Genomic DNA, 23,970 nt, shown 5'->3' with positions numbered 1-23,970 from the left:
GCACCCGCCGTACCGGAGAACCACCATGCAGATTCAAGTCCGCATCAACGAGGAAGGCGCGCTGCGTAACCAGCGCTTCGCCTTCACCGACCGATTCGCCCTCGTGTCGGAACTGCTCCAGAACGCCCGGCGCGCTGGCGCCACATCCATCGCGATCGACCACGACGCCGAGGCCGGGACGCTGACCATCCGCGACAACGGCCGCGGCATCGACGACTTCCAGAAGCTGCTGACCTTCAACGAGTCCGGCTGGGATGAAACCACCTGCGACGCCGAGAACCCGTTCGGCATCGGATTCTCGAAGTGCCTCTACGCCGCGTCGCGCTGCATCGTGCGCTCACGCGGTCAGTGCGCTGACTTCGACACCGAAGTGGCGCTCGCCCGAACGCCGATCGACGTCATCGAACTGGTCGAGGCGCCTTCCGAAGGCACGCAGATCGAGCTGCACGGCGTTGACCTGCCCGACCTGGCGTCGCGCATCGCCACCCTGTGCGCGGGCTTACCCGTGCCGGTGTGCTTCAACGGCAAGGCGCTCGAACGCCCGCACGCGCCCGAGCACCTGGCGCTCACCGCGACACCCGTCGGCGGCCTGCACCTGTGCGGCACGCGCGATGGCGAGCACAGCCACGACACCCTGGTCTACCTGCAGGGCTTCTGCGTGCTGCGCCCGATCTACCACCGGCCGGAGCGCGCGAACGTGCTGCACCTCGATGCGCGCCAGTTCATGGCACGGCTGCCCGATCGCGATAAGCTGATCGACGAAGACCGGCAGCGCAAGCGCATCGACACCGCGCTGCGCGCCGAATGGCGCCGCGTGCTCGAGGACGCCAAGCGCACCCTGCCCGCCGATGTGTTCGTCGCCCGGTTCTATCCGGCCCTGCGCGGCTGGGGCCACCTGGACCTGCTCAACGACATCGACGCCCTGCCCGCCGCAGTTTTCGACGAGATCTGCGGCTACCCCTACCAGGAGGGCTCGGGTGACCGGGACTACCTGCGGACGGTGGCCGTCGCACCGGCACGGGTGGCCATCGAGGCCGGCTCGGTCAAGTTGTGTTCGATCGACTCGCTTGACGAGGGCAACGCAGGCCGCTGGATGTTCGCCCGTGCCACGGGGTGCCTGCTCTTCAACCTGGGCGGCCTGCATCACGAGCATTGGGTGCAAGCCCATGTTCGCTGGCTGGACGACGAGCCGGTCACCGTCGAACCGCTCGGCGAGCGTGTTCGCGGCACGCTGGAAGGCCGCTGGATCTGGCCGGACGTCGTGCTGTGTACCGCCGTGCGCGTCGGCGTGGGCAGCGACAGCGTGGACATCACCGATGCCGGCGTTCACCACGACGGGGTGCTCTACGTCCCGGACGGCGAATCGTCGGGCGAGCCGGTGCGCCAGGTCTCGAATTTCACCGACGAGAACGAGCAGTTCCTGGAGTCCGATCTGGACGCGGACCGCGAAGCACTTGCCGACCTCATCCGTCGGCTTCGCTCCGTCGATCCGAAGGACACGCTCGACTCGCTGCTGCGCGAGCTGAAGCTCGAGCGCTACCCGGTGCTGCACGGCAGGCAATTCCGCCTGAGCGTCGGCACCGGATCGAACGGCCATGCCGTCGAACTGGCTGATTGAGTACTTGGGTGGGAGGCCTTCGGGCCTCCTCTCCCCAGCGCAGCACCTCGCGTGCGCGCTGCGGAGAGGTTTTCCCGCAGGTCGCAGGCACACCTGGAGCGCATCGCTCCAAAGCCGGCCCCGAAGTCCCTCCGGCGCTCAGCGCCGGCCCGCCCGCCATCGCCGCGGAGCCGTGCCCTCAACCGGGCGCTGGCCCGGCGTGGCGGGTTCACCCGTCAAGGAGCAATCATGAAGCGACAACAAGCCATGCCCGTTTCCGAAGGTCGCCGCGGCGGCCGCGGAGGCTGCCATGAATGACACGGTCTTCGAGCATCGCATCGACGAAGCCAAGCGCCGCGCACACGGCCGCTGGTCCGAGATCCTGCGCAGCCTGGGCGTCGACGAACGCATCCTGGGCAAGCGCAACGGCCCCTGCCCGTCGTGCGGCGGCACCGACCGCTTCCAGTACACCGACAAGTTCGGCGAAGGCAACTACCACTGCCGCCACTGCGGCGCGGGCGGCGGCTTCAAGCTGCTGCAGGCCGCGCTCGGCCTCGACTTCGCGACCGCGCTGCGGCAGGTGGAGTCCTGCGTCGGTGCGCCGTCCCCTGCGCCGAGTGCCCCGCAGGCGGCGGCCGAACCGTCCGCGCAGCGCATGCGCCGCCTCGCGCAACGCCTGTGGGACGAAGCCCTGCCGGTTCAGCCAGGCGACGAGGTCGATTGCTACCTGCGCCGCCGCGGCCTGCACCTGCGCCATCCGCCCGGTGTACTGCGCCATCACCCGGCGCTTGGCTACTACGAGAAGAATGCCGCGGGCCGCTCCTGCAAGGTGGCCGACTACCCGGCCATGCTGGCCTGCATCCAGGGCCCGGACGGCCACGCGGTGACGCTGCACCGGACCTACCTGAAGGACGGCGAGAAGGCCCCTGTGCCTGACGCACGCAAGGTGCTCTCGGCCGGCATCAACGGCGCCGCCGTGCGGCTTTGCGAACCAGCGCATGAGCTCGCCGTGGCCGAAGGCATCGAGACCGCGCTGGCGGTGCACCTCGCGACCGGCAAGCCGGCGTGGGCCGCGATCAGCGCCGGCAACCTCGAGAAGCTATGGCTGCCCGAGGGCGTACGGCAGGTCTGCATCTATGCCGACAACGACGCCGATGGCGGCTTCGAAGGCCAGGCTTGCGCCTTCGCGCTGGCGCGCCGGCTGACCCGCAGCGCACCGGGCAACGAGGCTCGGCAGGTGCGCGTGTTCCTGCCGCGCCAGCCCGGCCACGACTGGGCCGACGTGTGGCGCATGCGCAGTACAGCCGCCGAAGCCCAGGCCGCATAGGACCGACGACATGAACCCCACCGGTCGCTGCCACACCGGGCCCTGCGTCGACGACGCCGGGCGAAGGCAGCCCTTGAACCGCATGCAGTCGGCGCGGATAAACCCGCGCCATCGCGGATCCGGCCCCGTGCCGGATCCATCACCCACCCCGCGGGGCCCAGCCCCGAGGGGGCACGGCGCCCCGCATTCCGATCGGAGCTTGTGATGAAGAACGGACGTACCCTCGTAAGCCTGGCGCAGGAACTCGAACGCCAGCTGAACTCGAAGAAGGACCTAGTGGTCCCGTCGGCGCTGATGCGCCACGACACCGATGACACGGGCCAGACGCGGCTCGTCGTCGAAGAGACCGGCGGCCCGGCGCGCTACGGCGTGACGCCGCTCGCGCGCCGCCAGCTCGCGGACAAGTTGAAGATTCCATATGCGTACTTCGAACGCATGCGCAGCGAGCAGCCCGTGCTGCTGGACCGCAACGTCAACACCTGGCTGCAGAGCGACGACGACCGCCGCATGCTGCGCACGCTGGACGGCAACGTGCGTGCCGTGCTGTCGGATCGCTACCGCCGGCTCGACAACTACGACCTCGCCGAAAGCGTGCTGCCGATCCTGCAGCGCCTGCCCGAGGTGCGCTTCGAGTCGGTCGAACTGACCGAGACGCGCATGTACCTCAAGGTGGTCACGCCGCAGTTGAAGCACGAGATGTCGCCCGGCGATGTCGTGCAAGCCGGCGTGGTGGTGAGCAACTCCGAGGTCGGCCACGGCACGCTCTCGGTGCAACCGCTGATCTACCGGCTGAGGTGCCTCAACGGCCTGATCGTGCCCGACTTCTCGCTGCACAAGACCCACGTCGGCCGCAGCATCGGCAACGTCGCTGACACCATCACGGTGTTCAAGGACGACACGCTGCAGGCGGACGACAAGGCCTTCTTCCTGAAGGTCCGCGACGTGGTCGAGGCGGCGGTGTCCGAGGCGACCTTCCTGCAGGCCGCGCAGAAGCTGCAAAAGACGCTGCGCATCCCGCTGACCGGCGACCCGGTGAAGACCGTCGAGGTGCTGGCCAACCGCTATGCCCTCAACGAGCAGGAGCGTGCCGGCGTGCTGCGGCACCTGATCACCGACGCCGACCTGACCGGCTACGGCTTGGTCAACGCGGTGACGCACTACTCGCAGGACGTCGATGACTACGACCGTGCGACCGAGTTCGAGGCCCTCGGCGGCCGGCTCATCGAGCTGCCGCAGAGCGAGTGGAAGAGCCTCGCCGAAGCCGCCTGAGCGCGGCACTTGCCGCTGCGGCCCGGACCCATCGCGGGTCCGGGCTGCACGGATTCACCCGGGAGTCCGGGCGGTTGTGCATGGCAATGCGACCCCGACGGGGTCGCGGGCCATCGCAAGCGCAGTGCCGAACCCTATCCTGTGGCGCACACCGATCAACACCCGACCGCCACCCGACACATCTCAATCCCACCCATCCACCGTGCCCGGCCAGGGCCCACCCGAGGACAGCACCATGAACCAGGCGCAGCTCTCCGACGTTCAGCTCACCAACCTGACCTTGCTGCTCACCATTCGCGACGGCGTCCTGCAGGACCGCCCCGCCACCTGCTGCAAGTTCGCGCTCGATGCCGCGCAGGCAGACCGCATCGCCGGCCTGGGCGTCCAGCAGATCATGGCCATCGTCGCCAACGTCGGCGACGCCACGCTCTTCCCGGCGCGCCGCGACCTGCTGGCGCTGCTCGAAGCGCCGCTGCCGCTGGCCCGGCCGCTCGCCGCGGTGCACGCCGCCCAGCACCTTTCCGCCTGAACGCCGCCTCCGGCGAACGCCATGAGCGAGCCCCGTCCCCCGCTGCGGGTCGACCGGCAGTTGCGCGCGCTGCAACTGGCCAAGGACTGCGCCGCCCTCGGCGCACGCGTGCGCACGATCGGCCACCTCACCGGCCTGCCGCCGCGCGAGCTGCTGCGCCTGCTGTTCCCCGACCGCGAGCATGTGCCGCGCGGCCGGCCGCCCGACTCGCCCGAGTGGTACCACGGCGCGAACCTGCTCTACCGCGCGGAGGCCTCCATCGTCGTGTCGCTGTACCGGCGCTTGCGCGACGGCGGCTTCGCTGCGGCCGAAGCGCTTGTTGCCGCCTACCGCCACTACGGCAGCATCTGCGAACCGCCGCGGCGCATCAGCTTCGACCGCGCCTTCGACCTCGCCGCGCACACCGACGGGCTTTGGCTGACCAGCGTGCAGAGCTTCTCACTCGTTGCCTGCCCGACTTGCCACAGCGAGTATCTGGCGGCCTACGGCTCAGCACCGCGGTCCAACGACGAGTGCCCGTTCTGCAAGCTGGTGCAGCGCTATGGCACGGACCAGCGGGTGCAAGCGTCGTTTCCGGTGCGGCCGCTGCCGGATCTATCGGAAGTCGAACTCGGCGCGCATCGGTTACTGAACCGGCTGCAGGAAAGCTGACGAGGGTCCGAAATCCGAACTGGATCCTCGCCCACGCCGTCACACTCACCTTCATCATAGAGTCGGCCCCCAAACTTTCGACTGTCCTTCGGCGCCCCAACGAGCCAACGCGAGGTCAGCAACGCAGCGAGTTGCGGTCGACCAACGCCATGAACCGCATTCACGGTCTCAGGCGCGTTGCGGTCACTCAGACACGGGCGACTCAAGCGTGACCATACGCTCTGCAGTAGTAGCAATTGAGTCGGTCATCAGTCCTCAGCGCGACGGGGCGGCCAGAAGTCAGCGGCACGCGGGAGGCACAGCAGCGTCAGCACGCTGTCGTACTGATCAGCACTGATTTTCATCTCGCGCAGCTGAACCTGCGGCTCGGCGAACCGGAACCAGACCGAAGCCTGGATCGTCGCGCCGGCGCGTTCGTGGCGCACGTCGGCGTCGGCCGCCAGGGAACCGCTGGGCACCTCGATCGTCGCCGTGCGCGTCTTGAAGAACGCACCGGCCTTCAGCGCCGGCTCGCTCGACCAGGCCCAGTCGATGAAGCCGTCCTTGCACATGACGAGGACGGCCTTCTCGTCGGTGTAGCTCAGCCACTTGAGGATGGCTGCGGTCAGCGAGACGCCGTAACGCTCGGCGCATTGCCCGAGCGCGTCCAGGTCGACCGTCGCGCCCACCTGCGCGCGGTAGTCGTCCAGCGGCATCAGCAGATAGGAGGCGAACAGGTCGGCCTGCCCCTCCATGTCTTTTTCGTCCTGGCTCCAGTTCAGCATGTCCGCCGGGCTGCACTCGAACGAGTCGCGCTGCAGGCGGTGCAGGATGTAGTGCCCGAGCTCGTGGGCCATCGTGAAGCGGATGCGGCCCGGCGAAGTGAGCGTCTGGTTGTAGAGCAGGAGCCACTTCGATCGATCTTCACCGGGGAACAGCGCGCCCTCGAACTTCTTGATCGAGGCGGCCTGGACCTCGGTGATCGGGTCCTTCCAGCCGAAGATGTCTGCCGCCCCGAGCGCCAGCTGCTTGACGTCGACCGGAAACCGCCGCAGCCCGTGCGCGCTGCTGAACGCCTCGGCGATGCGGACGAGCCGCGTGGCGGCGCGCTGCGGCGTCCAGACCTCGGGCTTCACGACGGTTTCTTAAACGTGTTGAGGATCTTGCGCAGTTGCTCCTTGGCGTCTGCATCCAGCTTCTGGTAGCCGCGGAAGAACGCCTCGTCCAGATGCCGTTCCTCCGGCGCACGGGTGTCCTCTTCCAGGAAATAGCTGGCCGACACGCCCAGTGCATCGCCCAGCGCGGTCAGCTTCTCGGCCGACGGCCGTTGGGACTCCCGGTTCTCGAGCTCCCAGAGGTAGCTTTTGCTTAGACCCGCGCGCTCGGCGAGCTTCTCCAGGGTGAGTTTTCGTTCCTTGCGCAGGTCGCGCAGCTTCTCACCAAGGCGCGTGGGCATAGGCAGACCTTCTGGGGGTACGACGGGTACCCGACACTACCACGGTTCCGAACTTCTCCTTTGACAGAAGCATGAGGTCGTGCAACACTTCGCTTGTCCACGATTCCGAACTTTTCATCCGGAAGTACCGCTACACGGTAGTCCACCGGCCTGTCAACCCCGCCTCCCCGATCGGAGCCCCATGTCGAGAACCCACGTCGATCACCGCGACATCGTCCGATTCGCGGAAGAAAAGGTCAACCTCCCCAAGGACAAGGCCGACGAGTACCGCGCGCAGGTCCGGCGCCTGCGCGAGAAGCTCGAGGGCTACCTGGGCGAGCACCCCGACTTCGCCCTGCGCAAGATGCTCCTGTCCGGCAGCCTCGCCAAGGGCACCGCGCTGCGCTCGCTCAACGACATCGACGTGGCGGTGTACATCACCGGCTCCGATGCGCCCCACGACCTGCGCGGCCTGCTGGACTACCTCGCCGAGCGGCTGCGCAAGGCGTACCCCAACTTCCGCCCCGACCAGGTCAAGCCCCAGACCTACTCCGTGACCGTGTCCTTCCAGGGCAGTGGCCTGGACGTCGACGTGGTGCCGGTGCTGTACGCGGGTGACCCCGAGTGGCGCGGCAACCTGGTGAGCCAGGAAGACGGCTCGTTCCTCGAGACCAGCATCCCGCTGCACCTGGAGTTCACGCGCAAGCGCAAGCGCAAGCAGGAGACGCACTTCGCGCAGGTCGTGCGCCTGGTGAAGTTCTGGGCCCGGCGCATGAAGCAGGAGCGCGACGGCTTCCGCTTCAAGTCCTTCATGATCGAGATGATCCTGGCCAAGCTGTGCGACGACGGCGTCGACTTCTCCGACTACCCCGAGGCGCTGCAGTCGTTCTTCACCTACATCGGGCGCAGCAACCTGCGCGAGCGCATCGTCTTTGCGGATCACTACCCCGCTTCCGACGCGGTGAAGGTCAAGGACCCGGTCCAGATCTTCGACCCGATCAACTGCACCAACAACGTGGCGCGCCTGTACACCGAGGCGCAGGCCGACGCCATCGTCGAGGCCGCGCTCGATGCCGGTGACGCCATCGATGCGGCGCTCGCCGCGCCCACCAAGCAGCTGACCGTCTACTACTGGCAGAAGGTCTTCGGCAACGCATTCCAGGGTTGAACAAGAACATGAGCACCAGCTACACCACCAGCACCGCCAACACCTTCACGGTGGTGCATGCGCGCGACATGGCGGCCAAGGTGTCGACCGACCTCAAGCGCATGCAGCGCCTGTATGGCCTGCCTTCCGACGCCACCATCGCGGCCTACGAGACCGAGGTTGTCGAGTTGCTTCGGCGCGGCTACCTCGGCATCGCCTTCTACGGCTTCCGGCGCGACGGCAAGTGGATCGAGCCCACCCTGCGCTACACGGCACACGAGCTCGCCGCCGGGGAGGTCAACGACGATCCGGGCCGCGTCCGACCGGGCCAGGATGTCGCCGGGGCCAGCTTCTACAGCTACCTCACCCACAGCAGCGCGTGGGATCGCCTGAGCCTGGCCGAGCGGGTGCAGATCGAGCAGGCACTGCCCATTCAGCGCGTCGGGGCAGCGCTGCCCGCGGTGCACAACGGCTACTTCGCCGACGACAAGACCTACTCGGCCGGCGGCCGCTCGCTCGCCCGCGCCAGCGTCAGGAGCTACGCATGAGCCAGCCGAACACCAACGCCCTGTTCGAGCGCTCGATCACGCTGCCCGACTCCGACGCGCGCGACCGGCTGGCCCGGCTGGTCGGCATGGAAGACAAGATCAAGCGCCTGACCAACATCCTGAGCGTGCTGATCAACCCCCACGGCCTGCAGAAGTGGCAGAAGGACCACCACCCCGACGCGGCGCGGCTGACGGATGCGGTGCTGCGGCGCCCGCCCCTGGTGGTCCTCAGCGGCGACGTGGGCTCGGGCAAGACCGAGTTGGCCGAGACCATCGGTGACCCGGTCGCGCGCCAAGAAGACATCGACATCACGCTGCTGCCGATGAGCCTGTCCTCGCGCGGCCAGGGCCGCGTAGGCGAGATGACGCAACTCGTCACCGCCGCCTTCGAACACGCCTACGCCGAAGCCAGCAAGTTGAAGTCGACCAAGGGTTCGGCACGCGGCGGCGTGATCCTGCTGGTCGACGAGGCTGACGCGCTGGCGCAGTCGCGCGAGACCGAGCAGATGCACCACGAAGACCGGGCGGGCGTGAACGCGTTCATCCGCGGCATCGACCGAATGGCCAGCGGCAGGCTGCCGGCGGCCGTGATTATGTGCACCAACCGGCTGAGCGCCCTGGACCCCGCAGTACGCCGTCGCGCGGCCGACGTGCTCACCTTCTCCCGCCCGACCGATGACCAGCGGCGCGACGTGCTCGAGCGCTGGCTCGGTGACGTTGGGTTCAAGAAGGCCGACATCGACGCCCTGGTCACGGCCACCGGGCCCCAGGCAGGACGGGCCTACGGGTTCACGTTCTCCGACCTGGCGCAGAGGCTGCTGCCGACGATCATCCTGGACGCCTATCCCGCAGGTCCGATCAAGGCCGCGCAGGCGATCGCGCTGGCGCGCGGCATCGAGCCGACACCGCCCTTCAGCAACGCGTAGGCTGGCGCCGCCCGGAGACTCCCGATGACCCAAGCCGTTGCCACCGTCAGAGACGGGCATGCATACCAGGCGCGCCAGTTCTGGTTGAAGGCGCTGCGCCTGCTCGACCCGGCCGGCTCGATCGTCAAAGTCGGGTTCGAGTGCGGCCCCAAGGGATTCGACGACGTCTGGGTCGAGTACGCACCCGGCAAGGGCCGCAACGACCACCACGGCGCGCCGCTGCTGCGCGAACACATGCAGTGCAAGTGGCATGTCGCGAGCGGCGACTTCGGGTACGAGGACCTGACCAGCCCTGACTTTATCAACGCCAGCTCGGTCTCCCTGCTCCAGCGGGCCCTGGATGCTCAGCGCACGCATGCGCCGGCCGGTGCCGGTTCGCGCTTCCGGCTGGTGACGAACTGGCACCTGCGGCGCGGCGATCCGCTGCGCACGATGGTGCACCAGCGCCACGGCTTCCTGCGGCCGGACCGCCTGTTCGATGGCACCGGCGACGGCAGCGCCGCCGGCAAGGTGCGCAAGATCTGGCGCGACCACCTCGGTGTCGACGACGCCCAGCTGCGCACCCTGGCCCACACGCTGGGGCTCAGCACCGACACGCAGTCACTGCTCGATCTGCGCGACAACCTCGATCTGCTGCTCGAACTGCGCGGCCTGCGGCGCGTGCCCGACAACGAGGACACCTGCTGGTACGACGACCTGACCTACCAGTGGCTGGCCGCGGGCCGCATCGAGTTCGACCGCGATTCGTTTCGCGATGCCTGCCAGCAGCAGAAACTGTTCGAGGCCGCGCCCAGGACGCACGTCGTCTTCGGCGTCAAGTCGTTCGAGCACCCTGTTGACAGCCTAGAAGACCGCTGCGTCGCGGTGCTCGACCTGGTCCACTACTTCGATGACCGACCGATCAGGAACCAGGCGGACTGGGTGGCCTCGCTCTACCCGGACCTCAGGTCGTTCCTGCTCGCGGCCGCCGGCGCCCACGAGCACCTGCGCCTGATCCTGGACACGCATGCCACGCTGGCGTTTGCGGCAGGCGCGGTGCTCAACATCAAGTCGGGCCGCCACGTCGAGCTGGAGCAGCGCGTGCTGCACCGCGTGATCTGGCGCGCCGGCGACACCTCGCGCGACCCCGCCTGGCCCGGCTGGGACTTCGCGCTCGATCAGATCGACACGCCGAGCGCCGACGTGGCCGTCGGCGTCTGCCTGACGCACGATGTCGGGCCTGCGGTCAAGCGCCATCTGGCAGCCGCGTTGCCAAGTGTGGGCCGCCTGCTGCTTGCCAGCCCGCAAGGCGGCGCCAACAGCCGCGCCGTGGCAAGTGGCCAGCATGCCTTCGACCTGGCCGAGTCGCTGGCGCAGCGCATCAACGCCGAGCGACAGCCGGGCGGCCGAGTCCACCTGTTCATCGCGGCCCCCAACACTTTCACATTCTTCCTGGGTCAGCGCCAACCGAGCATAGGCTCGGTCACGATGTACGAGTTCGACTTCGAAGGACAGAACGGCGGCGGCTACGGGCCCTCGATTGCGCTTCCGATCGCTTAGGCCGTGTCGTGAACCTGACTCGTGTCGATCGTCGGCCGAGCGACTCGGTTCAATGCCGTAGCTTGGGAAGACGGGCGAGCAGAGTTCAACGTTCATCGTTGCGATCTCGCGGGCCAGGTAGCACCTGCTATGACCCACATGCAGGTACGGCCCAGGCCGGCCGGTTGCCGCAATCGGTGGGACGAGGCCAGCCCGCCGCACCGTGAGTTTCTTGGCTACGCAACCGCAGTGACCTGAACACTGGAGACCGCGGAGACGCTTCGACGCCGAGAGGATTGTTGCGACCGGGCCTTGCTGGTGCTGTTGCACTAGGCCGTGCTTATCTCAAGACCGATCCATGCATCCCGCCTGGCGCCCACTGACTACGCCCGCGGAAACAGTGCTCGCCAGGGGCGTTCGCCGACCACGCCGCTGCACCAGAAGATCGGCAAGGTGTTGTTGGGGGTGGTGTTGTGGAACACCACGAGTGCACCCATGTCGCCATAGCCGAGCGGGGCCCGAGGGGTGAGGTCGCGCCCCAGCTGCTGGAGGATTTCCTTGGCGAACCGGCGCTCGCTGTCTTCGGCAAAGATCTCAGCGGCCTCGTCGCAGGCTCGCAGATCATCCCCCAGCAAGGTCGAGGCGACGACCTCGATGCCGGGGAAGGCCGCGCGCGCGGCCTCCATCGCCTCCGGGAAGGCGAACATGACGTAGACCGAGAGCCGGCGCTCGTCGACATAGCGCTTCCAGGTGGCATCGGCGACGCGGGCCTTGAACTTCATCAGGCCCTCGACCAGCGTCTGGCCGGTTCCGGCGAAGTCATCCGCGATCACGACCATGGCATCCGAGTCGAGATGGCTGCGCATCCATGCATCCAGCTCCGTGGCAGCAGCACACTTGCCGGGTCGCAGGCTCTTCTGCAGTTCACGGGTGGTCGTGGCCCCACTCTTGTGGTCGGAATCGAGGTAGCCCAGGGCGAGGTTGTCACGGCGGTTGCGCACGATCTGCCAGATGCGGCTTCCCACGTCCAGACGCCTCGCGTTGATCATCTCCTCCAGTCGCTGCAGGCCGAGGGCTCGCATACCTTCGTTGATAAATCCGCGTTCGGCGACCCTGCGCAGGAGCTGGAACGCGATCTCGATGCGCCCGTCGTCGTCGAACTGCCGCAGCCACAAGCGAATGTCCGCGACGTCCTTTTGCTTGCCGCAGTACATAAGTCGCTGCGCCACGGCGAGCAGATCGTCCTCGGAGATCGGGAAGGTGCCGGAGTCCGGCGGCTCGGCCGGCGTGCCAGCGTCCTGCACGCCGGCCTGCTCGCGCCGCACGCTGGCGAGATGATCGGTCCACAGCGGCAGCAGCTTGGATACGGCGTTCTCGCCCAGCCACTCCCGGAAGATCGGCAAGGCGATGACAAAGCCGGTGCCGCTCTTCTGAGCGATCAGGACACTCCGCCGGACGAGGCGGTCGCAAGCGCGGCGCAATTTGGAGCCGCTGGCGCGATCGTCGACCGCGATCGGCAGCGACTCCTGGATCTCCTGGACCTCTTCGATCGCTTCGTAGCGGCCGCCCAGGACGGCGACGCTAGCGAGCGCGATGCAGTTCTCCGCGCTTTCACGCCGCTTCTCCGTGGCGTCGAGGACCGGGTTGTCCTCCCAGAGGTGAGCGAAGTTGGTCGGCCCCAGCGCGCGCAGCAGCTGTTCGCGAACGGCATGCGTGTCGTTGTCGTCGATGAACGTCCTGTGCTCCTGCAGGCAGCGCTCGAAGACCTGGTAGCAGAAGTTGTGGATGTAGAAGGGATTGCCGGCAGTGAAGTCGGTGATGAAGTCGATGGCCTCGGGCGCGAACTCGATGACGCTGGCGACGGGCTCGGCGATCAGTGCCCGGCAATCGGCCCGGTTGTCGATCCTGTCCAGGCGGATGTTGGTCCACTTGTTCAGGTCCGCCTGATGGCGGCCGTAGATGGCGTCCATGCGCTCACTGCCGACGAAGAAGAAGGTCAATCCCACCTCCGAGACGGAGCGGAGGGCCTTGACGAACTGCTTGCCGCGCTCGCCGGTGTAGAAAGCCGGATCCAGGTCGTCGAACTCGTCGATGATCACCAGGAACTTGTGCCCGGAACTTGCCGCGACGAGTGTTTCCGTGAACGGTATCAGCCTGCTCAGCCCCGCACCGAACTCCGCCTCGCCCGGCACCGGCACCTTCGAAGCAGCCTTCTGCACCAGGCGCTGCGCAATGAGATGGGCGATCTGTCCTTCGTGCAGCGACACCAGCTCGCCCATTCGCAGCAGCACGCAGGTGAAGTCCGACCTCGCGTCGAGTTCTGCAGCCAGGACCTGCAGCAGCGACGTCTTGCCGATGCGCTTTTGACCCCACACGAACGTCGAGGCCCCGGCCATTGCGGCCAGTCGCAGCTTGCTTAGGGAGGGCTCACGACCGTAGAGGCGGTCGGGCCGCCGGATCGGGTTTAGGCTGTACGGCGGATTGGTCAGCAAGGCCTGCCAGTCGGGCTCCGTCACCTGCTGAGAGACCTCCAGGCGATCGGCGACGGTCGATGGTTTGCCGGCGCTCGTGAGGCACACCCACTCGATCGGCAGATCCAGGGTCTCGCGTGCGGCGTCGAGGACAAGCCGCAGACGGACGAGCTGCTCGCCGTTCGGCGGCACGTCGAAAGGTCCAGTCGGCTCCGTGACGGCCAGCCGAATGCCGTCAGGCGCGCCGGTGCGCCGAAGAGACACATCGTGTGCATGTCCGCGCCCGCGGTTGACGAGCGAAAAGGACAGGTTCAGCTCGTTGCCTGCACTGCGCAAGTCGGCTTTCGTGCTGTGGTTGCGCAGCGCCAGCGCAGGGGCCAGCGCCACCTCGCCGCGCGAGGTGGCATCCTCGACCAGTGAACCGACGTGATCCAGCACCGGCTGCACGAGCGAGATCCACAGGCGGCTTCTCCTGCGCGGGTCCAGCGTGCCCGGGCGCTGCATTCGTACGTTCTCGAGCATCTCCGGAGCGCGCCGGATCACCTCGACATCGTCGTCGCGCTCGTACGCCTCGCAGAACTTGCGGAACGCAGGGCCAACCAGCATTTCGAGGTCCCGCAGGAACTGACGGTCCGCCGGCACCACGAGAGGCTGCAGCCGATGCGCGTACCGCAGCACATCGATCGAGGCCGCTTTGGCCGTGCCTGGTGTGGTCCGCAAGAAGCGGCCGACGGAGGACGTCGCCTCCGACACCGTGTCGCTCAGCCTGACCACGGCCGCGCGACAGGTGTCCGGCGGTGATCGCTTGTCGACGCCGTACACCCCACCGATGTCTTCGCGAAGCCGGTACGCGAAGTCCCGGGCGGAGTCGGGGAACTCTTCCGCCAGGTCGTCGAGCCGACCCAATGCGTTCACGAAGGCGCTGGCCAGGTTCTGGGCGGAGAACGAGCCGATCCGATCGGCCAGTTCATCCAGCGATTCGACATCCAAGACGGCTTCACGCGGGCTCACCCATGCAGCGGTGACCTTAGCGAGCAGGCCGCCCACCTCCTCTTCGGTGGCTTCAGGCAGGCGGCGCGCGGTTAGCTCGCCGACACTGAAGGCGTCGCCGCGATCTCGAGCGGCCGCCAATTCGTCCTCGACCGTTTCCTTGACAGGCTCCCCGGTTCCAGCCGACGGTGCCTCCTCGGTCGGCGCGGCCGTCTGCTTGATGCGGGCGAAGAAGTCCTGCAGGCGCAGCCGGACGCGCAGCGTCAACTCCCTGTTCCACGGCTGTTGCAGGTCTACGGGCAGGTAGCTGGTGGACAGGCCCAGCTCCTGCCATCGCTGCGCGTTCACCAATGCGACTCCCTCAAGCGACTGCTTGTGCGCATCCAGGAACGTCAGTCGCCACTCGGCGAGTTCCACCGGTGTCAGCGTCGGCATGCGGAATTCCGAATCGCCCGGCTCGGCGGCACGCGCATGACCCAGGCTGGCGTCCCAGACATACGTCTGCCCGCTCGCGTAGTCGACGATGGACATCCAGAGGTCCTGCCGAATGCGACCTGCCGACGGCTGCGCAGAGGCTAGTTCAGCGAGTTGCGCCTTGCCTTCGGGGACGATGTTGTACACCGGCGCCTTCGCGGGGACACGCCCAGCCGGCGCAACGAGTTCCACCGATACCTTCGGCGGTGCGCCGGTCAGCCGGAAGTCGGGCGCTAGCAGGGCGATAAACGCCTTCAAGTCGTTTGCGCCGAAGTCGCGTGGTTGGAACCGGCGATCGGTGATCTGAAGCAGCCGGTTGTTGAGCACGGCCAAGGTCATCGTGTTGGTTTGTGGCCCGTATTTCTGCTGCGCCTGTACAAAGGCCGCCCGCACCAGCTCCAAGGCCTGCGCTTTGGTTTTCATGCCACCCCCTAGGCGCCGCGTTCCCGGCAACTTGCGAGCGTGCGCTGCTCGCTCGTCGCCGCATTCTGTCACCCGTCTCGAGGGTAGCGCCCGGGTCGTTCCCGGCCCGTCCCGCCGACCGGGCAGGAGTCCGTCACGGCGGTCGATCGCAAAGTCCTCGATCTTCTTGCCGTCCGCGAGCGCAGCCGTCAGCCATCGACTCCGTGAGTTCGACACCTCGGCGCAAGGGCCTCCTGTCTGTCGCGCTCACGAGAGTCCGCTCTCGGTTGCAGCCGTCGTTCGCAGATCCAACAACGAATGCTTGCTATCAGTCTTGACCTGGCACTCAGGTTCGCGGCGCCAGTAAGCCGCGCTGAGCACACCATGCCGTCGCAGCGGTGCCACCCTACGAGTTGATCCATCGAGACAACGCCGAAACCCCTCGATCCTGCTGACTTTTCAAGGTCGCGTTGCTTGGTTTCACCCTGGAAAGTGCGGCCATGCATGGCCTCGCCCCATCGCCACGCGCCGAGTCATCTGGACAACCCTATCCATCGGCGGATCCGGGGTTCGTCTGTGCAGCCGTGAGCGACATCCTCGCCGACCACGACAACCTGCTCGCCCGCATCCGCCTGTGCTTCGGCGTGGACCAAGAGACCTTCGCGCGGGACGCGTTGGCGCTGATCGAAGCCTACGCTGGCTACGTTCACCTGCTCCCCGCCACGCCCGACAACTACTTCCGTCGGCCTGGCGGCCTTCTGCAACTGGGGCTGGAAGTGGCTTTCTATGCCCTCCAGGGCACGGACGCGCACATCTTTTCCGGCCAATCCACCATCACCACGCGCCGTCAGCTCGAGCCGCGCTGGCGGCACGCCACCTTCATCGGCGGCTTGTGCTGTGAACTGCATCGGGCCTTGGCGTCGTTGATCGTCGTCGATACCGACGGCAATGAATGGCCCGCCTACCTCACGCCCTTGGCCACCTGGCTCGCGGAGCACCGTGTCGAGCGCTACTTCGTGCGTTGGCGCGCTCAAGCACCGGAGGCCCGCGGCCTTGGGCTATTCGCGCTGCCTCACGTCGTGCAGCCCGCCGTGCTTCAGAACCTCAGCGCCGGCAACACGGTCATCGTTCCGCACCTGCTTGCCAGCGTCGGCGGCCTGCCGGTGTATCGCGAGCCCAATGTGCTCGATAGCCTGGTTCGCCGCTCGCTCGCCCTGGTCATTGACCGTAACCTCAAGGCCAGCGCCGACCGCTACGGATTGCCGCAGTTCGGCTCGCACCTTGAACGCTATCTGGTGGATGCGCTGCGTCGTCTGGCCTCGGCCGAGTCGGCCTGGGTACCCAACCGCGAGAAGTCGCGCGTCTGGTACGGCAGCGACGGCCTGTTCCTGCTCTGGCCGCAATGCGCTGCCGACGCACAGGCCTTGCTAGAGGCGGATCAGTTGCCCGGCATACCGAAATCAGCCGATACCGTCCTCGATCTGCTACTCGCTGCGGGTGTCGCCGAGCCCCGCGACGGCTCTCACAACATGTGGCTGATCCAGCCGCCCGGCGCCAAGGCCCCGTTGGACGCCATCAAGCTGACCTCTGCGGCAATCCTCTGGTCCGGCCCGGAGGCCAGCCCGCATGCGCTCGACGGCACGCTGGTGACGAGTCTCGAGCCGACAAGAGCGGTGGCCGCCGCGGCTGCGCCGGCACCGCCGCCATCACCGCGGGGCCAGTTGTCGCTGCTCGAAGCCGTCGCCCCAGACATTGCAGCAGCCGTATCGCCGCCGTCGAACGCACCGACGAGAGCCCCGCCCGCAGTCGAAGAAGCCGCCGCCGCCCCGATCGCGCTGAAGGCTCCCATGCGCTTGAACCCCGCCGTGCGCGACGCGCTGGGCTCCATCGTGGCCACGCTGAACGGCGACGCGCGCACCGCGGCCGCGTGCACGGTAGCGACCGGCATCTTCGTGCCACTCGCCGAGTTGGAACGCCGCGGCCTGCAGCCTGCACTCGCGATGCGCGCGTTGGGCGATCTGCGCATGCTGGTCCACGCCGATGCTAATCGGCCACCGACCACATCGCGGGACTTCGGCGGCGCCATCACCGTAGGCCTGATCGTCGATCCGCGTTTCGTTACCGGCCTCGACCTGGCCACCTTTGCGATCCCGAAATCGCCGCAGGCATGAGCATGCTGGTCCGCCAGTACGAAATGCCCTGGCGGCCGGCCTACGAAGCCTACGCCGCGGCAACCTGGCTGCTAGCAACAGCATTTTTTGCAACGGTCGGTGTCCTCGGGTATTTGCCACGCCGCCTGGCGCTGCCGCTGGCGCTCTGCTGCTTCGTCTGGGGCGTCTTCCGTGGTGCTCAAGCCCTGCGCACACTGGTGCTGCGCGCCTCGCTCGGCGGGCGCGGCGTGCAGACCATCACCACGGCCGAGCTGGCACGGTGGTGCAAACAGCCCGACCAGGTGTTCCTCGGCTTCGGCTTCGACTGGCGCCCTGTCCACGCCCAGCGCCTGTACGAGCTGGCGAAGGTGGACTACCGGCAGTTCACCGTCTCACCGCGCCTGCTGGCCTGGCTGGGCTATGACAGCCACCCGCAGCCCGACGCAGAGATCGGCCTGCCCTACATCCATGGCGTCGAACCGAAGGAAGTGCCGCTGCACCGGCCGCTGCAGAACTTCGAGGGCGGCACGCTGCTCGTCGGCACCACGCAGTCCGGCAAAGGCGTGGCGCTGGCCAACCTCATCACACAGGCGGTGCGGCGGGGTGACGTGGTGATCGTCATCGACCCGAAGAACAGCCGTCGGTTGAAGCGCGTGACGCAGCGCGCCTGCGAAGACTGGCGTGCGCCCGACACCTTCCTGGAGTTCCACCCCGCCTTCCCCGAGACCGGCGTGCGGCTGGACTTCACCTTCAACTGGCAGAAGCCGACCGAGATCGCTTCGCGCATCCAGTCGATCATGCCGCCCGACACGGCTGGCGCTTTCTCGGCCTTCGGCTGGGACGCGGTCAACGTCGTCGTGCAGGGCCTGATCGAACTCGAGGAGCGGCCCAACCTGGTGAAGCTGACCAAGTACATCGAGGGCGGCATCGAGCCGGTGCTCGAAGGCACGCTGCGCCGCCACTACGAGCGCACCCTGGGCGCCAACTGGCGCGAACTGCCGGAGATGAAGAAACTGCTGCACGACGCGCACCGCGGCAACCTCAAGCGCCCGTCCGAAGCGGCCAGCGCCGACCTGCTGGCCTTCGTCGCCTACTACGAGCACCACGTCGCGCAGTTGCAGCGCAACAAGGTGCTGGATGCGCAGGTGCGCACCTTCCGCCACAACCGCGAGCACTACCAGAAGATCACCGCCAACCTGCTGCCCGTGCTGTCCATGCTCACCTCGGGCGACCTCGGCCCGAGCCTGTCGCCGGACCCGTTCGACGCCGACGACACGCGCCCGATCATGAACTTCGAGAAGATCGAGCGCGCCGGCCACGTGCTCTACATGTGCCTGGATTCGCTGCCCGATCCTTCGGTGGCCACGGCCATCGGTGCGCTGGCCCTGGCCGACCTCGCCGCGCGTGCCGGCATGCGCTACAACCTCGGCGGCTACCGGCGCATCTCGCTGTTCGTCGACGAGGTCTCGAACGTGATCAACCAGCCCTTGATCGAGATCCTCAACAAGGGCGCCGAGGGCGGCATCTTCACTACCTGCGCCATGCAGACGCTGGCCGACTTGGCCAAGCGCCTGGGCAGCGAGGATGCGGCACGTATGGCGCTGGGCAACCTCAACAACCTGATCGCGCTGCGCTCGAAAGACCGGCCGACGCAGGACTTCGTGGTTGAGACCTTCGGCAAGACCGCCATCCACACCGTGCGTGTAGGCCTTAGCAGCGGCGCCGACGCGCACTTGGGCGACTTCTCGTCGAGCTACTCCACGCAGCTCACAGAGAGCTTCGAGGAGATGGTACCGGCCGACGTGCTGGGCAAGTTGCCGAACCTGCAGTACTTCGCGTCCGTGTCGGGCGGGCGGATCATCAAGGGGCGGTTTCCGATCCTGGATCCGGATGCCGCTGGCAACGCAGCTATCGCATCCGGTGCGTCGCGATGATCCGTGCTGCTGCGATCGCTTGCCTGGTCGCCCTACTGGCGATGGCGCTGTACCTGCCTTCCGCGTACCCGCCTGAAGAGTTCTTCGCGCAGCTACGCAAAGAGCACGCCGCCGCCGCTCAGCTATGGAATCAGCAGGCCGCTTCACACATGCTCGACTTCGCACTCGGGCTGCAAGACTCGGCTCGGCGAGTCGCTCCTTCGCCGCATGCCGCTGCAAGTGCGCCTGGCGGCCCGCTCGATACCGCGGTTGCGCACGAGATGTCGTCCGTCAGCGCTCGGCTGTTTGGCAACGCCTACTTCCGATCCGTTGAAGCCCTGTTCCTCTTGGCAATGTTCAGGCTCGGCATGATGAGTCACGCCCTCCCGTGGCTCCTTCCCTTCTTCGCGGCCGCGTTTGCCGACGGCCACGTATCGCGGCTGCTGAAGGCCCGCGAGTTTCGGCAGCACGACCCGGAGGTCTTCGCCTTGGCTCTGGCGGCCGCCATTGCCGTCGCCTGCGCGACCGCCGTTGCGCTGCTGGCTCCGATCGAGCTGCCGATCGTTGCCTGGGCAGTCGCACCGCTCGTTGTTGTCTTGCTGCTCAGCTGGGCGCTGGCCAGCTTCCATCTGCGAGCCTGATCGCCCGGCCAGCAATAGCCGGGGACTGTCTTTGCCGCTTCACCTCGCCGTGATGGCCGACCTGCGACGGTAGGGCCCCGTCTCGCGCCCGATCCCGACAGTCGACTCTGCCCTCGCATGCCTCGGAACGAGGCCGACTGAAGTCGGGGGGCTTGCGCACCAGCTGGTTTGCTCGTACATTCTCACTCATGCAAGTGAGTGAACGAAACATCCTGTCGCTCCGCGCCACTGTCGGAGCCAAGACGCTGGCCGGAGCGGCGGCGGGTCGCGCGGCGGCTGCCAAGCTCCAGACCGCGACCGCAACGTTGGAAATCCCGTGGGTCCTGGCCTTCGACGGCATTGAGCTGATCACGGCGAGCGCCTTCCGCGAGGCCGTCTTGTCGATTGTCCGCTGGGCGGCCGACGACGGCCGAGCCTGCCTGCTCGCCAACGTCAACGAGGTGACCTGCGAAGAAGGGCTGATCGCGGCGGCCCAAGCGGGCAGCGTGCTGCTCTTCTGCAAGCTCGAGGGTTTGACGATCTCCAACGTCGTGGCCCGCGGCCCGTTAGACGCCAAGTTGGAAACCACCTTCGGCTTGGTACTCAAGCTCGGCGAGGCGGATGCCAAAGCGGTGAGCGACGCCTCCGGCGAGGACACCGTCACGACCGCCTGGAACAACCGGCTCGTGGCGTTGACCCGCATGGGCCTGCTCACCGAGCGCAAGCTCGGAAAGACCAAGTACTACTCCGCTGTCGTGAAGGGCATGTCGTATGGGAAATGAGTTCTTGCGCAAACAGCGCGAAGGCCGCGCCAAAGGTTGGAACCGCCAATTGCGGGCCGGTGAACAGGACATGCTCGTCGCGCTCGCGCCGGGTCAGGAAATGGGTTGCCGCGCCTCGGTGCGCGGGGGCATGCCGGCAGTGGGAAGCAAGCTGATGCTGCAACTCCTCAACGGCACCGTCATGGTCCGAGATCAGAACGAGTGCATTGGCCAAGTGAATCACCCGAAACCCGAGCTGCTGCAGGACTTGCAGCGCGGTGCGGGCCTGGCCGTGGCTCAGGTTCGGTCACAGCTGGAAGCAGCCAGCTGCGTCGACCTCGTCGTGGAGCGCTGACTTGCTGGCCGCCGACGCCATCCGATTCGCACCGACGTTCAAGGACGTCGGGCCGGGCCAGCCGTTGCTGGGGTGTGGCAGCTGCATCGACCGCAAGGTCTGCGGTGGTCTTCACCTTCGCAATACAGGGTCGCTGCTGGTCTCCTGCATGTCGTACTGCACGTGCGAAGACACCAGCCAGTGCGACATCGTCTGCCCGCGCAAGCCGGAGGACTACGTCGCGCGGCATCGCGAAGTCGATGGCTGGGGCCTGAACACGATTCCGACCGCCCGCACAGTCGAGCTTCCGCGCTTGCCGGACTGGATTCCGCTGCTGCAAGGCAACCTGCTCGGCCGGCGTGCCGCGGCGCTGGACGATTGCCTGGCCCTGCCGCTCACCTACGCTCTCAAGGGCCGAGGCCATGCGACGCGCGGACGCACTCGCCAGGAACTGGGGGAGAGTTATGGCGTCCGGCCCCGCCACGGATGGGTGCTGTCCGGCGTGCAGGAAGATCCCGCCGTCGAGCGCATCTGGCCTCTGCCCGACATCAGCCGCATTGCCCGCCAACTCGTTCACGCCGGCGCCATCTTTGCCACGTCGCCGGACTTCAGCACGATTCTCGACAGCCCGCGACACGACAACCTGCACGCGATGAAACGCATCGCATGGGTCTGGTACCACATGACCCAAGGCGGGCTGTGCACGGCGCTGCATGTCAACGGCCGCACCGATCACGACTTTGTTCGGTGGGCGGAGTTCATTCGACTGCAGCCCGCCGTGAAGGCCATCGCATTCGAATTCCTGACTGGCACGGCCACCAAGCAGAGCATCGACCAATACTGCGAGCGCCTGGCTGGCCTCGCCGCGGCGGTCGGACGGGACCTGACGCTCGTGGTTCGTGGGAACGCGGAGGCAGCGCGCGCGCTGCGCTCAGCCTACAAGCAGGTCGTCTTCATCGATTCGACCGCCTATATGCGGTCGACGAAACGCCGACGTGCTTACCTGAACGAGAACGGCAAGATCGCATACCTTCCCGTGCACACCAGTACCAGCCGGGAGGCCAGAGCCCTGCTGCGCCACAACATCCACACGCTGCGCCTGGCCGCCACCGAGCCTCGTGCTCCGGCAGTACCGGATCCGCAGGCGCGACTGGACTTCAACTCCCTACCACCGCAGCAAGACGCTGACGACGAATCCCCGCAGCTTGCCTTGTTCACGCAGTAGTAAGCGCGATCGGTCGGCCTCCTGCTCCAGCTCGAGGCTAGCGTCGTCGCTGCGCACGCGTACGCAGCCATCCAGCGAGCGCACCGACTGGATCACAGTCTGAAATCCTGTCCCTCGGGCAGCGTCACCGGTGCGCGATCGATGGTCGATCACCGCCCACTTCAGCGCCTGCTCCGCGTCGGCAGGCTTGTCGGCGAGCTGCGATGCCTGGTAGCCACCGAGCACGCCCCGGCCGCTGTCGGCCACCACCATCCAGGCCTCGCGGCCAAGTATCTCGAAGGCACCGAGTCCGTCGACACCATCGCCCGCATGCTCTTCCACGTTGGTCAACAGTTCGTGCAGCGCCCCCGACAAGCGCAGTGCAGCCGTGGTCACCACACCTGCTGACACCAATTGCGCACGGAAGGTGTCGGCAAAGTCATTTGTTGCAGCGTCGGAGTCATGCCCCGAATGCATATGCAGCACGCCCCTTGAGGCCTCGCTGAGGCAAGGCTGCGACGACCTCAGCAGCCGGCGCAACAATCGGCCTCGGCTAGAGGCGTCGGCAACCGTGACCGCGCGGCGCGAGCTTCGCTTCAACATCAGCAGTTCGAGCAAGGCTCCAAGAGCGATACCTGACGCGTCGACCCTCACCGACTGATCGAACTGACCGGCGAGCACCGCCGCGATGTCGTCCGATCGCGCGAACCGCTGCTGGAAGCTAACGGCCTCCTGATGTTCCTGCACGAGCCAGCCTCCCTGTGTCGCTCTTCATCCGTGGTGCAGCCCGCCACGCCGATCGTGGGGCTCCGCGCGAGGCGCTGACGAGCGGGCTTTGTCATGCGCCGGCCAGCTTGGTCGATCTTGCAGGAACTCTACCGAACTGAATTGGGAGTTCGGTTTGGTGGTCATCCATCGCACGCATTGGCGGCCCCGCCGTTGACCTCGAAACCCCCCTCTCATTCGCTGCATTCAGCCCGGCGCTGGCACTGCACCCTGCCTACCCTTCCGGTCACCCGCTCCAAAGAGCACCGCCCGCAGTCGATGACCCAGGGATGCGCCCATGATCACCGCTTCGCACAACGCCCCCGACCCCAGTGCCCTCGGCAGCTCGCCCGGCGAGCACCCGGATACGGTCGAGACGCGGCTCTTCCTCGACGAGCACGAGTGGCTGTACGGCCTGCTGCGCAGCGACGACAACACCTCGCCCACCTTCCGCTTCCCGGACCTGATCAGCGCCTGCGTGTCGCTGGTCTTCGAGGCGGACGATGCACCCGGTCGCATCTTCGGCTTCCTCGGCACCCAACTCGTGCTGCGCGCGCCGAAAACGCCGCGCCGCCGCGAGTCGATGTGGCGCCCGCAGTACGAACTGCTGCAGGCCGTGCAGCGCTCGCCGGCCAACCGGCACCCGAACCCCAAGTTCCAGCTCGACCAGCTGACCACCGCCTGCGTCGCCCTCGCACGGCAAATCGACGACGCCGACACGCGCGTGCTGCGCCAGGCCCGGCTGAACATGGCCGATCGCTCGTCCCGATGGCGACTGCCACGCCCCGGGTGATGCGCGCCTCGCGCGCGAATGCGCCGAAGCGCTGAGCACCCTGCCGGCCCCGAAGCCGGCCCACCCGAACCCGACCCTCGCTGGCATCGCCAGCCTTGCCTCGCGGCCTGCTGGCCAGCGAGCGTGCCGACCCGTCTTCGGAGCTGTGATGTTCGCCACTCTGCCCA

20 protein-coding genes are annotated in these 23,970 nt (G+C 67.2%); 16 read left to right on the top strand and 4 right to left on the bottom strand.

Going from position 1 to position 23,970, the window contains the following annotated elements:
- The first annotated feature begins 103 nt into the window (after positions 1-103).
- The 5 genes from D9C15_RS12000 (at position 104) to D9C15_RS11980 (ending at position 5,373) form a co-directional block, all read left to right on the top strand.
- The gene (locus tag D9C15_RS12000) at positions 104-1,618 is read left to right on the top strand and encodes an ATP-binding protein (RefSeq protein ID WP_240668379.1); all 1,515 of its coding nucleotides are present in this window, start codon (positions 104-106) and stop codon (positions 1,616-1,618) included.
- A 289-nt stretch (positions 1,619-1,907) separates the two neighbouring features.
- The gene (locus D9C15_RS11995; RefSeq protein ID WP_127997667.1) at positions 1,908-2,924 is read left to right on the top strand and encodes a DUF7146 domain-containing protein; all 1,017 of its coding nucleotides are present in this window, start codon (positions 1,908-1,910) and stop codon (positions 2,922-2,924) included.
- A gap of 204 nt (positions 2,925-3,128) precedes the next feature.
- Positions 3,129-4,193, top strand: a complete 1,065-nt coding sequence (locus D9C15_RS11990) for a DUF932 domain-containing protein (protein WP_127997666.1) — start codon at positions 3,129-3,131, stop codon at positions 4,191-4,193.
- Positions 4,194-4,428: 235 nt separating this feature from the next.
- The gene (locus tag D9C15_RS11985; RefSeq protein ID WP_127997665.1) at positions 4,429-4,722 is read left to right on the top strand and encodes a hypothetical protein; all 294 of its coding nucleotides are present in this window, start codon (positions 4,429-4,431) and stop codon (positions 4,720-4,722) included.
- Between the two features lie 21 nt (positions 4,723-4,743).
- Positions 4,744-5,373 (top strand): FlhC family transcriptional regulator, encoded by a 630-nt coding sequence (locus tag D9C15_RS11980; RefSeq protein WP_127997664.1) that lies wholly within the window; start codon positions 4,744-4,746, stop codon positions 5,371-5,373.
- Positions 5,374-5,621: 248 nt separating this feature from the next.
- Here D9C15_RS11980 and D9C15_RS11975 read toward each other — a convergent pair whose 3' ends face one another.
- A complete protein-coding gene (locus D9C15_RS11975) occupies positions 5,622-6,488 on the bottom strand; it encodes an ImmA/IrrE family metallo-endopeptidase (protein ID WP_127997663.1) in 867 nt (288 codons plus the stop codon).
- Entirely contained in the window at positions 6,485-6,808 is a 324-nt protein-coding gene (locus D9C15_RS11970) for a helix-turn-helix domain-containing protein (RefSeq protein WP_127997662.1), read from the bottom strand. The genes D9C15_RS11975 and D9C15_RS11970 overlap by 4 nt, the downstream gene beginning before the upstream one ends.
- Positions 6,809-6,989: 181 nt before the next feature.
- On the opposite strand from D9C15_RS11970, the gene D9C15_RS11965 reads away from it, so the two are divergent.
- From D9C15_RS11965 to D9C15_RS11950, 4 genes are read left to right on the top strand one after another with little or no spacing between them, the layout of a single operon-like run.
- A complete protein-coding gene (locus D9C15_RS11965) occupies positions 6,990-7,955 on the top strand; it encodes a CBASS oligonucleotide cyclase (RefSeq protein WP_127997661.1) in 966 nt (321 codons plus the stop codon).
- Positions 7,956-7,963: 8 nt separating this feature from the next.
- Positions 7,964-8,482: an HORMA-1 domain-containing protein gene (locus D9C15_RS11960; protein ID WP_127997660.1), complete on the top strand. Its 519-nt coding sequence runs from the start codon at positions 7,964-7,966 to the stop codon at positions 8,480-8,482.
- Entirely contained in the window at positions 8,479-9,408 is a 930-nt protein-coding gene (locus tag D9C15_RS11955) for an AAA family ATPase (RefSeq protein WP_127997659.1), read from the top strand. Before D9C15_RS11960 ends, D9C15_RS11955 begins: the two co-directional genes overlap by 4 nt.
- 24 nt (positions 9,409-9,432) lie before the next feature.
- Positions 9,433-10,947 (top strand): SAVED domain-containing protein, encoded by a 1,515-nt coding sequence (locus tag D9C15_RS11950; protein WP_127997658.1) that lies wholly within the window; start codon positions 9,433-9,435, stop codon positions 10,945-10,947.
- Between the two features lie 362 nt (positions 10,948-11,309).
- Here D9C15_RS11950 and D9C15_RS11945 read toward each other — a convergent pair whose 3' ends face one another.
- On the bottom strand, positions 11,310-15,284 hold the full coding sequence (locus D9C15_RS11945) for an ATP-binding protein (protein ID WP_127997657.1): 3,975 nt from the start codon (positions 15,282-15,284) through the stop codon (positions 11,310-11,312).
- A 563-nt stretch (positions 15,285-15,847) separates the two neighbouring features.
- Here D9C15_RS11945 and mobH point away from each other — a divergent pair.
- From mobH to D9C15_RS11915, 6 genes are all read left to right on the top strand, one after another.
- Positions 15,848-17,434, top strand: coding sequence for a MobH family relaxase (gene mobH / locus D9C15_RS11940; protein WP_240668378.1), 1,587 nt, complete (start codon positions 15,848-15,850; stop codon positions 17,432-17,434).
- Positions 17,431-19,347 (top strand): conjugative transfer system coupling protein TraD, encoded by a 1,917-nt coding sequence (gene traD / locus D9C15_RS11935; RefSeq protein WP_240668377.1) that lies wholly within the window; start codon positions 17,431-17,433, stop codon positions 19,345-19,347. Before mobH ends, traD begins: the two co-directional genes overlap by 4 nt.
- Entirely contained in the window at positions 19,344-19,967 is a 624-nt protein-coding gene (locus tag D9C15_RS11930; protein WP_127997656.1) for an IncC plasmid conjugative DNA transfer DtrJ family protein, read from the top strand. The genes traD and D9C15_RS11930 overlap by 4 nt, the downstream gene beginning before the upstream one ends.
- A 188-nt stretch (positions 19,968-20,155) precedes the next feature.
- Entirely contained in the window at positions 20,156-20,728 is a 573-nt protein-coding gene (locus D9C15_RS11925) for a hypothetical protein (protein ID WP_127997655.1), read from the top strand.
- A complete protein-coding gene (locus tag D9C15_RS11920) occupies positions 20,718-21,062 on the top strand; it encodes a hypothetical protein (protein WP_127997654.1) in 345 nt (114 codons plus the stop codon). The genes D9C15_RS11925 and D9C15_RS11920 overlap by 11 nt, the downstream gene beginning before the upstream one ends.
- 1 nt (position 21,063) lies before the next feature.
- Positions 21,064-22,266 (top strand): DUF4417 domain-containing protein, encoded by a 1,203-nt coding sequence (locus D9C15_RS11915; RefSeq protein WP_127997653.1) that lies wholly within the window; start codon positions 21,064-21,066, stop codon positions 22,264-22,266.
- Here the strand turns inward: D9C15_RS11915 and D9C15_RS11910 are convergent.
- Positions 22,207-22,992, bottom strand: coding sequence for a hypothetical protein (locus tag D9C15_RS11910; RefSeq protein ID WP_127997652.1), 786 nt, complete (start codon positions 22,990-22,992; stop codon positions 22,207-22,209). The genes D9C15_RS11915 and D9C15_RS11910 overlap by 60 nt on opposite strands.
- Positions 22,993-23,308: 316 nt before the next feature.
- Between D9C15_RS11910 and D9C15_RS11905 the strand changes: the two genes are divergently transcribed.
- Positions 23,309-23,803, top strand: a complete 495-nt coding sequence (locus D9C15_RS11905; RefSeq protein WP_127997651.1) for a hypothetical protein — start codon at positions 23,309-23,311, stop codon at positions 23,801-23,803.
- Positions 23,804-23,970: the final 167 nt, after the last annotated feature.

The sequence above is a fragment of the Piscinibacter defluvii genome, from assembly GCF_004011805.1.
Classification (GTDB): domain Bacteria; phylum Pseudomonadota; class Gammaproteobacteria; order Burkholderiales; family Burkholderiaceae_C; genus Piscinibacter; species Piscinibacter defluvii.
This window is presented reverse-complemented; position numbering and strand designations above follow the sequence as displayed.

What these genes read in the sequence shown, in the direction of transcription:
- D9C15_RS11980 (WP_127997664.1), top strand. Translation starts at nt 4,744, where the DNA reads ATGAGCGAGCCCCGTCCCCCGCTGCGGGTCGACCGGCAGTTGCGCGCG.
- D9C15_RS11930 (WP_127997656.1), top strand. Translation starts at nt 19,344, where the DNA reads ATGATCCGTGCTGCTGCGATCGCTTGCCTGGTCGCCCTACTGGCGATG.
- D9C15_RS11920 (WP_127997654.1), top strand. Translation starts at nt 20,718, where the DNA reads ATGGGAAATGAGTTCTTGCGCAAACAGCGCGAAGGCCGCGCCAAAGGT.
- D9C15_RS11905 (WP_127997651.1), top strand. Translation starts at nt 23,309, where the DNA reads ATGATCACCGCTTCGCACAACGCCCCCGACCCCAGTGCCCTCGGCAGC.
- D9C15_RS11955 (WP_127997659.1), top strand. Translation starts at nt 8,479, where the DNA reads ATGAGCCAGCCGAACACCAACGCCCTGTTCGAGCGCTCGATCACGCTG.
- D9C15_RS11965 (WP_127997661.1), top strand. Translation starts at nt 6,990, where the DNA reads ATGTCGAGAACCCACGTCGATCACCGCGACATCGTCCGATTCGCGGAA.
- D9C15_RS11995 (WP_127997667.1), top strand. Translation starts at nt 1,908, where the DNA reads ATGAATGACACGGTCTTCGAGCATCGCATCGACGAAGCCAAGCGCCGC.
- D9C15_RS11950 (WP_127997658.1), top strand. Translation starts at nt 9,433, where the DNA reads ATGACCCAAGCCGTTGCCACCGTCAGAGACGGGCATGCATACCAGGCG.
- D9C15_RS11925 (WP_127997655.1), top strand. Translation starts at nt 20,156, where the DNA reads ATGCAAGTGAGTGAACGAAACATCCTGTCGCTCCGCGCCACTGTCGGA.
- D9C15_RS11970 (WP_127997662.1), bottom strand. Translation starts at nt 6,808, where the DNA reads ATGCCCACGCGCCTTGGTGAGAAGCTGCGCGACCTGCGCAAGGAACGA.
- traD (WP_240668377.1), top strand. Translation starts at nt 17,431, where the DNA reads ATGAGCATGCTGGTCCGCCAGTACGAAATGCCCTGGCGGCCGGCCTAC.
- D9C15_RS11990 (WP_127997666.1), top strand. Translation starts at nt 3,129, where the DNA reads ATGAAGAACGGACGTACCCTCGTAAGCCTGGCGCAGGAACTCGAACGC.
- D9C15_RS11985 (WP_127997665.1), top strand. Translation starts at nt 4,429, where the DNA reads ATGAACCAGGCGCAGCTCTCCGACGTTCAGCTCACCAACCTGACCTTG.
- D9C15_RS11945 (WP_127997657.1), bottom strand. Translation starts at nt 15,284, where the DNA reads ATGAAAACCAAAGCGCAGGCCTTGGAGCTGGTGCGGGCGGCCTTTGTA.
- D9C15_RS11960 (WP_127997660.1), top strand. Translation starts at nt 7,964, where the DNA reads ATGAGCACCAGCTACACCACCAGCACCGCCAACACCTTCACGGTGGTG.